General features: G+C 25.6%; 14 protein-coding genes. 7 read left to right on the top strand and 7 right to left on the bottom strand.

Annotated elements, in window-relative coordinates:
* Positions 1-9 precede the first annotated feature (9 nt).
* The 7 genes from CCANL266_RS00200 (at position 10) to CCANL266_RS00170 (ending at position 4965) form a co-directional block, all read left to right on the top strand.
* Positions 10-228: a hypothetical protein gene (locus CCANL266_RS00200; protein WP_172229682.1), complete on the top strand. Its 219-nt coding sequence runs from the start codon at positions 10-12 to the stop codon at positions 226-228.
* Positions 225-821 (top strand): nitroreductase family protein, encoded by a 597-nt coding sequence (locus tag CCANL266_RS00195; RefSeq protein WP_172229679.1) that lies wholly within the window; start codon positions 225-227, stop codon positions 819-821. The genes CCANL266_RS00200 and CCANL266_RS00195 overlap by 4 nt, the downstream gene beginning before the upstream one ends.
* 75 nt (positions 822-896) lie before the next feature.
* Complete coding sequence (locus CCANL266_RS00190; protein ID WP_172229676.1) at positions 897-1337, top strand: copper resistance protein CopD; 441 nt, start codon at positions 897-899, stop codon at positions 1335-1337.
* Positions 1334-1753 (top strand): hypothetical protein, encoded by a 420-nt coding sequence (locus tag CCANL266_RS00185; RefSeq protein ID WP_172229673.1) that lies wholly within the window; start codon positions 1334-1336, stop codon positions 1751-1753. The genes CCANL266_RS00190 and CCANL266_RS00185 overlap by 4 nt, the downstream gene beginning before the upstream one ends.
* An 8-nt stretch (positions 1754-1761) precedes the next feature.
* Complete coding sequence (locus tag CCANL266_RS00180) at positions 1762-2940, top strand: MFS transporter (RefSeq protein WP_172229670.1); 1179 nt, start codon at positions 1762-1764, stop codon at positions 2938-2940.
* Positions 2933-4708: a flagellar hook-length control protein FliK gene (fliK, locus tag CCANL266_RS00175; RefSeq protein ID WP_172229667.1), complete on the top strand. Its 1776-nt coding sequence runs from the start codon at positions 2933-2935 to the stop codon at positions 4706-4708. Before CCANL266_RS00180 ends, fliK begins: the two co-directional genes overlap by 8 nt.
* Positions 4705-4965: an EscU/YscU/HrcU family type III secretion system export apparatus switch protein gene (locus tag CCANL266_RS00170; RefSeq protein ID WP_172229664.1), complete on the top strand. Its 261-nt coding sequence runs from the start codon at positions 4705-4707 to the stop codon at positions 4963-4965. Before fliK ends, CCANL266_RS00170 begins: the two co-directional genes overlap by 4 nt.
* A gap of 17 nt (positions 4966-4982) precedes the next feature.
* Here CCANL266_RS00170 and corA read toward each other — a convergent pair whose 3' ends face one another.
* From corA to CCANL266_RS00135, 7 genes are all read right to left on the bottom strand, one after another.
* The gene (gene corA / locus CCANL266_RS00165; protein WP_172229662.1) at positions 4983-5942 is read right to left on the bottom strand and encodes a magnesium/cobalt transporter CorA; all 960 of its coding nucleotides are present in this window, start codon (positions 5940-5942) and stop codon (positions 4983-4985) included.
* Between the two features lie 8 nt (positions 5943-5950).
* On the bottom strand, positions 5951-6721 hold the full coding sequence (gene surE / locus CCANL266_RS00160) for a 5'/3'-nucleotidase SurE (protein WP_172229660.1): 771 nt from the start codon (positions 6719-6721) through the stop codon (positions 5951-5953).
* A 3-nt stretch (positions 6722-6724) separates the two neighbouring features.
* Positions 6725-7117, bottom strand: a complete 393-nt coding sequence (locus CCANL266_RS00155; protein WP_172229658.1) for a hypothetical protein — start codon at positions 7115-7117, stop codon at positions 6725-6727.
* A complete protein-coding gene (locus CCANL266_RS00150) occupies positions 7105-9840 on the bottom strand; it encodes a cytochrome c biogenesis protein (RefSeq protein ID WP_172229656.1) in 2736 nt (911 codons plus the stop codon). Before CCANL266_RS00150 ends, CCANL266_RS00155 begins: the two co-directional genes overlap by 13 nt.
* Positions 9841-9944: 104 nt before the next feature.
* Positions 9945-11318, bottom strand: a complete 1374-nt coding sequence (locus CCANL266_RS00145) for an L-serine ammonia-lyase (RefSeq protein ID WP_172229640.1) — start codon at positions 11316-11318, stop codon at positions 9945-9947.
* A 56-nt stretch (positions 11319-11374) separates the two neighbouring features.
* The gene (locus CCANL266_RS00140) at positions 11375-12550 is read right to left on the bottom strand and encodes a methyl-accepting chemotaxis protein (RefSeq protein WP_172229637.1); all 1176 of its coding nucleotides are present in this window, start codon (positions 12548-12550) and stop codon (positions 11375-11377) included.
* Positions 12537-13046, bottom strand: a complete 510-nt coding sequence (locus tag CCANL266_RS00135) for a PAS domain-containing protein (RefSeq protein ID WP_172229634.1) — start codon at positions 13044-13046, stop codon at positions 12537-12539. Before CCANL266_RS00135 ends, CCANL266_RS00140 begins: the two co-directional genes overlap by 14 nt.
* Positions 13047-13111 lie beyond the last annotated feature (65 nt).

Here is a 13111-nt window from a genome sequence, read left to right as displayed (position 1 = left end):
GGATTAGCTATGTTACAGTCTTTATTGGTGTTGGCAATTTTTATTTTAATGCTGTTTTTAATAGTTCAGCACTTTACTAAAAAAATAGATTTTTTAAAGCAAAAATTACAAGTTTTAGAAGAAAAAGTAGAAAACAATTCTAAATTAATCAGCGAAAATAGAATTTTAATTGAAACAAACAAAGCAGATATTAAAACAAATCAACAAAAATTAGAGGAGATAGAATGAATTACTTACATTTATTACAAAATAGATTTGCTTGTAAAGAATTTAACAAAGAAAAAGTAAGCACTGCAAAAATACATGAAATACTACAAGCTGGGGTTTTAAGCCCTAGTTCTTTAGGTCTTGAACCTTGGACTTTTTATGTTTTACAAAGTCCTGAAAAAATTGAAAAATTAAAACAATTTTGCAATTCTAAAAAACAATTTGAAACTTGCGCTTTTGCTGTTATTTTAGCTTCAAAAAATAATTTTGAACCACAAGGACAAACAGTTCAAAAAGCTTTAAAAAGAAGAGAAGATTTTGATAAAGTTTATGAATTATATTCTCCATATTTAAAGCGTTTAGAGAGTAAAAATGCACACGAATACGGGGCATTACAATGCTACATAGCAGCTACAAATATGGTAAATTGCGCTCATACTTTAGGCGTTGATTCTTGTATTATCGGTGGATACGATGAGGAATCTATCAATAAAGAATTTTTACCTAAAGATGAGTTTTGTGCTTTAGTTTTAACCTTTGGTTACAAGGCTAGCGGGCAGCCAAAACATAAAAAAATGCGTTTTTCTTTTAATGAAAAAGTAAAATTTATATAAAAATAAATTCTAATCAAGCAAAAAATAAAAAAAGATAAATATAATCTTTTTTTATTTTAATTTAAAGGAAATTTTATGGAAAACATTTATCCTTATGCACTTTTAGTACATATTTTTTGTGCTATTATTTTTATTGGTTATTTATTTTTTGATGTTGTAATTTTTTCTAGAGCTAAAAAAAGCTTAGATGAAAAAACTGCAAATTTAATGGAAAAAGCAATATCATCTAAAGCGATTAAAATTATGCCAATATGTGTATTATTGCTTTTACTTACTGGCGGAATGATGATGAGCAAGTGGGTAAATAAAGAATTAGGCTATTTTGATAGTAGCTTGCAAGTACTTTTTATGATAAAAGTAAGCTTAGCTTGTATTATCTTTTTAGCGGTTATTTTTTCTCTATCTTGCAAATTCATTTTTAAAATTCCAAACCCTTTAGCAAAAATAATTCATCCACTAGCATTAACACTTGCTATTTGCATAGTATTTTTAGCTAAATTTATGTTTTATTTATGAAAATCAAAAAATTAATCTTAAGCCTTTTATTGCTTGAAATTATTGTGAATTTATATTTTTTTTCAGCTAAAATTTTTGCTAGTTCTTTACTAGCAATTTTAGCTAGTTTAATAATCCCCTTACTTAGCTATTATTCTATAAAAAAACGCTTAGTTAAATTTGTAGTAGCACAAAAACCAAGATTTTTAATACAAAATTTACACCCAGTTTGTAAAGAAGAAAAGAAAAAAAGTTTTAGTCTTTCTTATATAAAACATTCAAATTTATTTTTTTCAACAACAAAATTTTTTTCATATTTTATATTTAGCATAGCAATACTTGTGCTAATTAATCATAATTTATTTAGTGTTATTACATTTTTTGTAACATCGCTTTTAACATTAATTTTATTAGTTGTGTCAATATTATTTTTTTAAGGCATATTATGTTTAAAACAATAAATTCTCTTAGGGCTTTATTTTTTGCTGCTTTTTTGCTTTTTATTGCTAATTCTTATTTGTTAAACTCAAATGCAATTATTTTAAAAGAACTAGGTTTTAATGATTTTCAAATAGGAATAGTAGCAACTTGTATTTATTTTGGTGCCTTTGTAAGTACAATTTTATCGCCTTTAATAGTGCAAAAAGTTGGACATATTAGAAGTTTTGGTTTTTTTAGTGCTATTTTTGCTATTGCAATTTTATTGCACATAAACGCTAAACAATTATATATTTTTTGCCTTCTTAGATTTTGTTTAGGGTATTGCTATTATGCTTTATTGGTCGTGATTGAAAGCTGGATAAATAATAGAGCAAAAAATGAAAATCGCTCAAGAATTTTAGCCGTTTATGAGATTGTGTTTTATTCTGGTTTTTGTCTTGGGGCTTTATTTTTATATTTTAAATTAAATCAAGCAAATGTTTTTGTTTTAGCTGCAATTATAATGCTTTTTTGCTCAATCCCACTCAATTTACTAAAAATTAAGCAGCCTAAAATACACATAAAAGAAAAAATAAAAATCCCTGATGTTTTTGCAATCTCAAAACTTGCTTTCATAGCTGCATTAATAGGCGGTTTTTTGATGAACGGCTTTTATTCTATGTCGCAAAGTTATTTTTTGGCTTTAGGATATGGGATTAAAGATATTTCTATCTTTGTTTTTAGCGCTATGCTTGGAGGTTTTATTGCTCAACTTTATGTAGGAAAGCTATCAGATATTTATGGAAGAAAATTAGCACTTTTAACCTGCTCTACTTTAGCCTTTGTTGCTAGCTTAGCCTTATTGTTTTTTGCTAAAACATTTTTAATTTATTTTTTATGTTTTTGTCTTGGAATGGGTTTGTTTTGTATTTATGTACTTGCCCTTGCAAGAGCAAGCGATAGGGTTAATGAAAGTGCTGCAATCTTAGAAGTAGGTAGAACGCTTTTATTTACTTATTCAGTTAGTGCTATTTTTGCACCGATAATTATGGGAGCTTTAATTAGCAAATTTGGTCCTAATTCTTTTATAATTTTATATATTATTTTACTTGGGATTTTATCTTTATTTACACTAACTCAACCAAAAATTGAAGCTGAAAAAAGAGTTGAATTTGAAAATACATTTAAGGTTTTAAGTGAATAAGATAGTTAATTCTCAATTAAATTCAATCATCAGCAATGATACAAAAATAAATGATGTTAAAAACAAACAACAAGTTGGTAAAAAAGAAAACATAAAAGGCTCTTTGCCTAATTTAAATTCTATCAGCGAACAAGATAAAACCCTAGAATTAGGCATAAAGCAAATAGTTAATAAGCTTTTAGATTCTATAAAAACCAGTAAGGATTTAAATCAAACCTTGCAAGAAGCAAAGCAGCTACAAATCTCAAAAAATATAAATAAGGATTTACAAGAATTAAAGCAAATACTAACAAATCAAAAAGATGAAAAATTAAAAGCAATTATTCAAAAAATTGATAATTTATTAAGCACAAATATAAAAGATACAAAAGGGCTTATTAATTCAATAAATAATTCAGGAATTTTTTTTGAGAGTAAATTAAGAACATTTTTAAATGAAGAAAAGCTGCCAAAAAGCTTTTTTAGGTTAATTTCAAATATTAAAAATATTCAAAATACTAATCTTAAAAATTTAGTTTTTTCTCTTTCAAATGAGAAAATGGATGCTAAAAGTTCGCTTTTAAAGCTTGATGAATTAGTAAAAAACATAAATACTAAGGAGCTAACACAAAGTATCAATTCATCAAGCAGTGTAAAAACTATTCAATTTTTACAAAACGCAAAGCAATTTATACAAAAAAACCCAAGTGCAAAAAATGTTTTAATCGCAGCAGCAAAAATTAATGATTTTTTAGACAAAAATACAATAAAACTAATAGCAGAAAATCAAAATATAGAAAATTCAAAAGATATTTTAAATAGGTTTTCTCAATTAAAGCAAAGTGTTAGCGAATTAAATACTCAAGCAAATAATATTATTTTTAATAAACTTACAATGCCTAGCAATAAAATAAATTTAAACAATATTCAAGAAAATATTAAAAGCCTTTTAAAGCAAGAAAATATAAACTCAAACGATATAAAAGCACTTGAAAAAATAAGCCCTGAATTAAACAAAATGCAAGAAGAGCTGCCAAGCAGCACAACAATTTTAAATAATACTTTGTTAAGACAAAGCGTACAAATAAATGAAAATTTTGAAAATACTTTAAACAACGAAAATCTAAACCTTCAAAATAAAATTGAAAATCTCACAAGATTATTAAGTGCAAATTTTAAAAACGAAGAAAGCTTTAAAAATCTTTTAATACATTCTGAAGTAAAGCACCTAAAACACGCTGTCAATAAGGCAAAACTTGATATTAAAAATATACAAATGCAAAATCAAAACGATATTAAAGAAAGCATACAAAGCGATGCAAAGGCTATTTTATTACAAAGCAAAGAAATAGCTCAAAATACAAATAATCAAGCACTTTTAAACCTAAGTCAAAAAATGCTAACCCAAATTCAAATAAATCAATTAATTTCTGTTGCTAGTCAAGAAGTTTTAACTAATTTGCCATATTTACTTGAAGATTTAGAAGATTCATCTCTTAGCTTTAAGGCTGATAAAGAAGATAAATTTTATGCTCAAATTAAACTTAATTTTAAGAATTTAGGTAAATTAAATGTGCTTTTAGCCTTGTATAATGAAAAATATTTAGATATTAATATGATGGTTGAAAACGATAGTTTTAGACAAAAATTAATTGCAAATGCAAAAGAATTTAAAGCTAGTTTAAAAAATAGTGATTTAATTTCGGCAAATTTTTTCATAGGCAAACTGCAAAATATTGAATATGAAACAAATTATAGATTAGATGTAGGATTGGATAAAAAAGTATGAGTAAAATAAAAAAAGCACTAGCCTTAGGTTTTAATAAGGATAAAGATAACGCCCCAAAACTTCTTGCTAAAGGCAATGATAATGTAGCGCAAAAAATTATAGAATTAGCAAAAGAGCATAAAATTCCAATTCAAGAAGATGATGAATTATGCGAAGTTTTAAGCAAATTAGAATTAGGAGAAGAAATTCCTACAAATATGTACAAGGCTGTTGCGGAGGTCTTTTCTTTTATTTATAAAACAAGCAAGAAAAAATAAAGGCTTGTTGTTGATTTTTACAACCAGCCTTTTTTCTTAAAAAATATTATTGGAATAATAGTAGATAAAACCATAGCAATTAAGGCTATAAAATACCCGTATTCGCTTTTTAGCTCGGGCATATTTTCAAAATTCATTCCATAAATTGTGCCGATTAATGTAGGTGGCATCATTGCTACTGTTACTATTGTAAAAAGTTTTATGATTTTATTTTGCTCTATGTCAATTTTATTTGTAAGTATGCTTTGAATATTATCTAAAATACCAAGCAAAGACATATTAAATTCAATAAAAGAATTTAAATCTTTTAAGATGATATCTAAATTTTCTTTTATATTTGCATTAATTTTATCACTTTTAATTAGTGATGAGATTGTCTTTTTCTTTTCAAATAAAGAAAATCTAACCTGCATATTTAAATCTTGCAAATTTGAAATCTTTTCAAGAAAAAAATCATAATCAGGGGTTTGCTTTTGTTCTAAAATATCCATTCTAAGCTTTCTTGATTGTGCATCAATCCATTCTAAAATATCCCCATCTTTATCCACTCTAACATCAAAAATTTCATTTAAAATATCAAAACCGCTATTAAAATGCTTTGGATTTGCTAAAAGCATATTTGATACTGTGTTAAAGGTTGGTAATTCTTTGTTTCTTAAGGTAAATAATATTTTATTATGTAATAAAAAAGCAAGGCTATCTTTGGTTGTGCTTGTGTTATTTTGCGTGTCTTTGTTTATAAAAACATTGTTTATTCTTATATAATCTTTATCTTCCCAATATCTTGCACTTTCTTCAATATTGTATTTTTCTTCATCATTTGGTAATTTAATATTAAAACTTTTTTCAATAAAATAAAGTTCCTCATTAGAAAAATTAAAAAAATCTATCCACAAAATATTTTTTGGCATTTCTTCATCTTTGTTTAGAATAATTTTTTGTATTAAATCGCCTTCTTTAGCATAAATAAAAATCATAATATTCCTTATTTTTTAAGCCATTTTTTTACTTTTTTAAATTCTTTTTTTGCACTCAAATCAAGTTTAATTGGGGTAATGCTTGCGTAATTATTTTTTACTGCATTAATATCATCATTTTTGCTCTTAATCTTGCTTAAATCATACAATGAATCAAGCCAATAATATTTAAGCCCTCTTGGATTTGTTTGCATTTTTGATTTATAAGTATATCTCATTTTACCCATTTTACATACTTTAAAACCCTTGAACTTTTGATTAAAACTAGGATAATTTATATTTAAAAATCTTCTTTTTTTAAGTGGATTTTTTTTAAGTAATTTTTTAATAATAATAACGCTAAGTTTTGCAGCTTTTTTGTAATTTATATCTTCATCTTTTTCATAATATTGAGAAAAAGCAACCGCATTTACACCGCACAAAACACTTTCCATACAAGCAGCAGCCGTGCCTGAATAAGTTATATCTTCTGCAAGATTTGCTCCGTGATTAATACCGCTTACAACTAAGTTTGGTAAATCATCTTTAAAAATTGTACAAAAAGATAAATTTACACAATCACTTGGAGTTCCATCTTTTAAAGCATAAATATCTTTTTTAATTTTCACAAAAGATAAAGGCGAGTTTAAAGTAATTGAATGCGCACAAGCACTTTTATTTGAAAAAGGTGCAACAATTACTACTCTTACATCTTTTATTTTCTTTAAAATTTGCTTTCTTAAAATATTTATACCTTTTGCATCATAACCATCATCATTTGTTAATAAAATTGTTGTCATTTTTTACCTTTTCATATCAAAGTCAATGTATTTTTTTAAACTTTTTTCGCCGTTAAAAAGCTCAATTCTATATCTCATATCCTTAACAAAACAAAAATTAAGTAAAAACTCAACTTCATAAATTTTATCCTTTTTAACAGCTTGAGCTTTAAGCACTCCCATATCCATATTTAAACCATAAATTCTAATGTTTAAATTATCATAATTTTTTAAGCCTTCAATAAATAAAATGCTTTCTTGCATAAATCTTATTGGACGATTTTTTAAAGAGTATTTAATATTATCTTTTATACAAAATTCATCTTTATTGATTGAACATTTTAACTCCTTTTCTTCTTCTTTATCTGCACAAGAACTAAGAAAAATAATTAAGAAAACAAGCATTAATTTTTGCATTTTTTCTTCCTTTTATAAATAAATATTAAGCTTAAAATTAATATTAAAATAACATAAAGGATTAAATATTTATAATAAATAAACTCACTTTTAAAACCAGCATAAGAATGTTTTCCATTTAAAAAATAATTTACACCAAAATAAGTCATTAAAATGCTATTAAAAGCATAAAAATTTAATAATGCATATAAAAAATCGCTATAAATTTTAGTATATTTTAAATGAAGAACTATGCTATAAAATAAAATGCTAACTAAGGTCCAAGTTTCTTTACTATCCCAGCCCCAGTATCTTCCCCAGCTTTCATTAGCCCAAATTGCACCTAAAAAATTTCCACAAAGTAAAAGCAATAAAGCTATGTGGGTAAATAATTTTGCTTGATTTAAAAAAATTTTATTTTCCTTACACAAAAATAAAAACGATAAGGCACAAGATAAAGCAAAAAAGCTGTAGCTAGCACTAATTACACTTACATGAATGCTTAAATAAATTGAATTTAAGGCTGGGGTTAGATTGGTTATTTGCGGATTTATTTCATTTAAAAGCACTGATAGTAAAATACAAACACAAAGCAAAGAAGCTAAGATAAATATTAATTTATTCCTAAAAATAAGCATAATTAAAGCCAAAACAAAGGCAATATAAATTAAGCTTTCATAAGTATTTGAAAATGGCGCATAACCAGCAATAAAAGCTCTTAAAGCAAGTAAAAAGCTAAAACAAACAAAGGATAATAACGATAAAAAATAAGCACTTTTAAAAGAGAAAAACGCCAAAATAAACAAAAATAAATATGCAAAAAGTAAATAATCAAAGCCATTTATCTTACTTAAAAAAATCTGTGCTTTTATGTTTAAATCGCTTGGCAATGATGAATAAGCTTGCTGCATTTTTTTAATTTCTAGCAAAATTTCATTAGCATTTTTATAATCATTGCTTAATTTTGCAAGTAAGATAGAATTAATATATTTGTTTGCTATTTTTTGATTTTCAAGGCTTAAATCTTGTGCAAAAATAGATTTTAAAACAAGTTTTCCTTCACTAAGCTCAGGAAGAATTTTAAATAATTCTCCTGTGAAAATCAAATAAAATATATTTACTCTTTCATCAAGCTTTACAAGTTTTTTATCAAATTCATTAAAATTACTTTCTCCTTTTTGCAAGGTATTTTTTAATTCTTTTGATAATTTATATTTTGAATCTTGGTAAAAATCGCTAAATTTTGCATAATTATTATTGATTCCTAGCTTAGAAAAAAAGCCTTTTTCTATATAAATTAATCTAGCATTATTTACAAAATCCACATCGCTTGTTAGCTTAAATACGCTTAAACTGTGTTCATTTTTGCAGCTTTTAAGCTTAATGCACAAATCTTTACTATAACTATAAAAAGGCAAAATTCTTTCATTTAAATCAAGCACTAAAACTTCATCTAAAATCTTTAAATGAGAGTTTAAATCATCTGCTTTTAAATTAGTATTAAAACACAAAAAAATAAGTAAAGTTGCCTTTAAAAGCTGCTTAAATTCCTTTGAAAAAAGATTTAAAAACGCACTAATAAAAAGCAAAAAATATCCAAGATAAGTTATATTTTTACCTGGGTCTTTATTAACACTTATATAAGTCCCGCTAAAATCTTCATCAAACGAGTGCTGAAAAAATCTAAAACCTTTATAATCAAGCGGCTTATTCACCATAAGTTCAAAATCAAATTTTTTATCATCATCAAGCACTAAAAGCTCACTTTTATAATTTTTTGCAATTTTTGATGATTCATAATAATCAACCTTAAATCTTTTTAAATACATTTTAAAACCCAAATCAAAGCTGTCTTGCGCCCACAAAATAGAGATATTATCTTTTTTAAATTCTTCATTTAATGCTAAATAAATATCATCTTTTTTATTTAATTTTAAATGCAGTATTTTTAAATCTCCACCGCTTAATTTGTAGCCTAATTTTGCATTTTTTAAAGCATCAATAATTGAAAAAGAAAAATCTTTTGTGTAATAAAGTCCGTAATCAATCTTTGATTTTTTTGTAATTTTTTCATCTTTGTAAGAATTTTTAAACAAAAGCTCTTCATCGCTATTTATAAAAAATTCGTTATTTTCAAGGCTAAACATAATGTAATTTTTATCTTTTTTTGCATCAAAGCAAAGATTAATATCATTAATTAATGCACATTCATTTTGCCTTAATTCAAGGCTGTAATCTTTATTATCAATATTTAATTTTAAACTTAAAAGTGCTAAATCATTTAAATCATCACTCAAAACATTAGCATAAGAGCCTTCGTTGCTTAATTCAACAAAGTCTAAGATATTATTTTCTAAATTAATACTTTTTGTAAAATCTTCGTTTTTTATACTTTTATTATTTATTTTAAAAGTTAAAAAGGTTTGCGTACTTAAAAATTCTTGAGTGCTTTCATTGTTTTTTAAATGAATAATACCTTCTTTTGCAAAAAAATGCGTTAAACAAGCTCCAATAAAAATTATTATTAATGATAAGTGCAGTAAAAATATACTTAGTTTTTTTCTCATTTTATACAAAAAACTAAGCAAAATACAGGCTAAAAATAAAAATAAAATATGAAAATACCAAGCATTATAAATATATTCTTTAGCAAAAGAAGTGTTAAATTTTGCCTCTAAAATAGTTGCTAAAGCACATAAAAATGCAACAATAAACAATAAAATCAAACTTATCAACATTCTCATTTTTTACCCTTTTGCTTGATTTTACGCAAATAAGTTTAAAGTATGATTTTAAAAGTGATTTTTTATATTTTTTTAAGAAAGGGCAAAATATTTTTGCCCTAAAATTAGCATAAACTTTTATAGTTTGTAGCAAGTCCTGCTAGGCTTGTTTCTTTGTATCTTGTGTCCATATCTTTACCTGTTTCATACATTGTTTTAATGACCTCATCAAGTCCAACACTAGGTGCGCTATCTCTATCCATAGCCATCTTTGCAGCACTTACTGCCTTAATAGCACCAAAAACATTTCTTTCAATGCAAGGAATTTGCACCAAACCTGCAACAGGGTCGCAAGTAAGCCCTAAGTGATGCTCCATTGCGATTTCTGCTGCACTACAACAATCAATCGGCACTGCACCCATAGAAAAGGCAAAAGCAGCTGCAGCCATAGAAGAAGCAGAGCCAATTTCTGCTTGGCACCCTGCTTCAGCCCCACTTATACTTGCATTTTTCTTAAACAATGAGCCAATAGCCATTGCAACAAGTAAAAAATCACGAATTTCTTTATCTTTTAAATCTTTAACATGATTTTTAATATAAAATAAAACCGCAGGTACAACGGCACAAGCACCATTCGTTGGAGCGGTTACAACCCTATTTCCTGCAGCGTTTTCTTCAGCAACGCTCATCGCATAAAGGCTAAAATAATCTATAAAATCTAAATCATCTTTTCTATTCATTCCTTTTTCGTGCAATGCTTGTAGCTTTTTTGCTAAAGCAGGTGCGCGTCTTTTTAGCTTAATTGGACCTGGTAAAATTAATTCATTTGAATCTCTACCACTTAAATAACTATCTTTCATAGCTAAATAAATCTCTTTGCAATAATTATTTACATATTCTTCTGTATGAAAGTTTAATTCATAATTTAAAGCAATTTGCGCTATGTTTTGATTATATTTATTGCAAAGCCACAAAAGCTCTGTAGCGCTTGAAAATTCGTAAGCTTTGCTTTCATTATCCGCTGAGGAATTTGTATTTTCATTTAGCATTTGCTCTTCTTCTTTTATAAAGCCGCCGCCCACTGAATAATAAGTTTGTTCTTTTAAAACTTTATTATTTTTATCATAAGCAACTATGCTTAAAGCGTTTTCGTGTAATTTTTTAAATTCTTTTGAAAAAATAATATCTTCTTCATACACAAAATCAATTTCTTTTTTTCCTGCTAAAAGAAGTTTTTTGTTATTCATCTTATTTAAAACTTCGTTTTTTTCTTCCTTGCTAATTGTTTTTACACAAAGACCACTAAGTCCTAAAAGCACTGCTATATCACTTAAATGCCCTTTACCAGTTAGGCTTAAGCTTCCAAATAAAGTTACTTTTATCTTATTAACATTATCTATATCAAGATTTTGTATAAAAGCCCCACCCGCACTAAAAGGACCAACAGTATGAGAACTTGATGGTCCTATACCTATTTTAAATATACTTAAATTACTCATATTTGTCCTTAAAATATCTTTTATAAAAGTAAATAATATAAAATACTTTTAAATATTTAATCATTTAAATGCTCAAATAATTTTAATATTTTTATCTCAAATTCTTCAAGGAATTTTGTTTTTTCTTCAATATTTAAAGATTGTTTAATTTTTTCGTAAAGTTCAATTAAATTATTAAATTCGTTTATTTTATTGCTAGGTAATTTATTTAATAATGAGTTTTTAAATTCTTCGTTTAATTGAATATTATTATTTAATAAACTTTCTTTTACATTTGCTTTGAAAAATAATAAATATAATTTTATAAAAAAATCTTCTTGAATGTTTTTACAATCTGTTGCTATGTTGAAATTTTTATTTGAATTTGTATTAAATTTTTCTAATACATCTACAAAGCTATTTGTTTTTTGTAAATTGTCTTGTTGAATATTGCTAATATTTTTAGAGTATTTTAAACAAGTTTGCACGCTTTCTTCAAGATTTTTTATATTTAAATTAATTGTATTTGTTGCTTCTTGAGTACTTTGAGCCAAATTGCTAACTTCGTTTGCAACCACCCAAAAACCTTTACCTAAATCCCCTGCCCTTGCTGCTTCAATAGCTGCATTTAGGCTTAATAATTCTGTTTGCTCTGTTATATCTTTTATTAAAGCAAGAATAGAGCTTATTTGTTTTGTTTTTTCATTTAAAGTAAAAATTATATTTTCACTTTCTTGAATATAATTTTGTAATTGCTCTGAACTTGCTTTTAAAATCTTAATTTGCTCTTGAGTATTATTTGCATCTTCTTGCATTGAGCTTGAGCTGTCTTTTATTAAATCCACCCTTGATAAACTTTGCGATAAAATCTGACTTAAAGAATTTATAAAGGCATTGTCTTGGCTAATTTTTTGAATATTTACTGCAAATTCATTTGCCTTTTGTGCTTTTAAACTATTTGAAATGCTATCAACCGCCTTTGACATAGCATTTGCATTATAATAAAATCTTCCTTTTAAGCCCTTTTTATCAAGGTTTCTAAAGTCTTTATTTAAAAAAGCTGCTTTTACAGAGCTTGATATTTCTCTTTGAGAAACTTCTACTTGGTCTAATAAATCATTTAAGCAATCAGCTAGTTCTTTGTATTTGTTTTTCTTATCTATATTTACCACTCTACTTTCTAAATATCCATTTGAAGCATTTTTTATTACGCTTATTATTTGCTCTAAATTTTTATCCTTAAAATTTAACATCTTTAATCTCTTCTTTTTGCAGCTTAATTACAAATTCATCATAACAAATATTATTTTTTTCTAGTAGTGAAAATAAATATTCATAAGATTTAATAACACCGCTGTTTTGTTCTATTTCAAGCAGTTTTTTATAAATACTAATGATTATATCTTTTGCGTTTTCATTAATTTTTCTTCTTACTGAATAATAACCTATTAATTTATTGTTAGCATCATAAGATGGGCTAATATTTGCATAAACCCAATAAAAACTATTATCAAAAGTATTATTTTTTACAAAGGCAAAAACCTCTTCTTCTTTTTTTAATTTTTCCCATAATAGTTTAAAAACCGCCTTTGGCATATCTTTATTTCTAATAATATTATGATTTTTACCTAAAATTTCTTCTTCTTTGCAATTTACTATATTTAAAAAATCTTTATTTGCATAAGTTATATATGCTTTTAAATCTGTTTTTGTAACAATTAAAATCTCATCATCTAAATATTTCTCCATTTTAAATTTTATCCTTCCTTAAAGTATGCTTATAAAATTATAGTATATATTTCTTATTATTTTGA

This window comes from Campylobacter canadensis (assembly GCF_013177655.1).
In the GTDB taxonomy this organism is placed as follows: Bacteria; Campylobacterota; Campylobacteria; order Campylobacterales; family Campylobacteraceae; genus Campylobacter_E; species Campylobacter_E canadensis.
This window is presented reverse-complemented; position numbering and strand designations above follow the sequence as displayed.

Excerpts from the sequence above, each read along its gene's own strand:
- corA (WP_172229662.1), bottom strand. The coding sequence starts at position 5,942 with ATGATTTTTATTTATGCTAAAGAAGGCGATTTAATACAAAAAATTATT.
- CCANL266_RS00200 (WP_172229682.1), top strand. The coding sequence starts at position 10 with ATGTTACAGTCTTTATTGGTGTTGGCAATTTTTATTTTAATGCTGTTT.
- CCANL266_RS00140 (WP_172229637.1), bottom strand. The coding sequence starts at position 12,550 with ATGTTAAATTTTAAGGATAAAAATTTAGAGCAAATAATAAGCGTAATA.
- CCANL266_RS00135 (WP_172229634.1), bottom strand. The coding sequence starts at position 13,046 with ATGGAGAAATATTTAGATGATGAGATTTTAATTGTTACAAAAACAGAT.
- CCANL266_RS00190 (WP_172229676.1), top strand. The coding sequence starts at position 897 with ATGGAAAACATTTATCCTTATGCACTTTTAGTACATATTTTTTGTGCT.
- CCANL266_RS00170 (WP_172229664.1), top strand. The coding sequence starts at position 4,705 with ATGAGTAAAATAAAAAAAGCACTAGCCTTAGGTTTTAATAAGGATAAA.
- CCANL266_RS00195 (WP_172229679.1), top strand. The coding sequence starts at position 225 with ATGAATTACTTACATTTATTACAAAATAGATTTGCTTGTAAAGAATTT.
- CCANL266_RS00150 (WP_172229656.1), bottom strand. The coding sequence starts at position 9,840 with ATGAGAATGTTGATAAGTTTGATTTTATTGTTTATTGTTGCATTTTTA.
- CCANL266_RS00180 (WP_172229670.1), top strand. The coding sequence starts at position 1,762 with ATGTTTAAAACAATAAATTCTCTTAGGGCTTTATTTTTTGCTGCTTTT.
- surE (WP_172229660.1), bottom strand. The coding sequence starts at position 6,721 with ATGACAACAATTTTATTAACAAATGATGATGGTTATGATGCAAAAGGT.
- CCANL266_RS00145 (WP_172229640.1), bottom strand. The coding sequence starts at position 11,318 with ATGAGTAATTTAAGTATATTTAAAATAGGTATAGGACCATCAAGTTCT.
- CCANL266_RS00185 (WP_172229673.1), top strand. The coding sequence starts at position 1,334 with ATGAAAATCAAAAAATTAATCTTAAGCCTTTTATTGCTTGAAATTATT.
- CCANL266_RS00155 (WP_172229658.1), bottom strand. The coding sequence starts at position 7,117 with ATGCAAAAATTAATGCTTGTTTTCTTAATTATTTTTCTTAGTTCTTGT.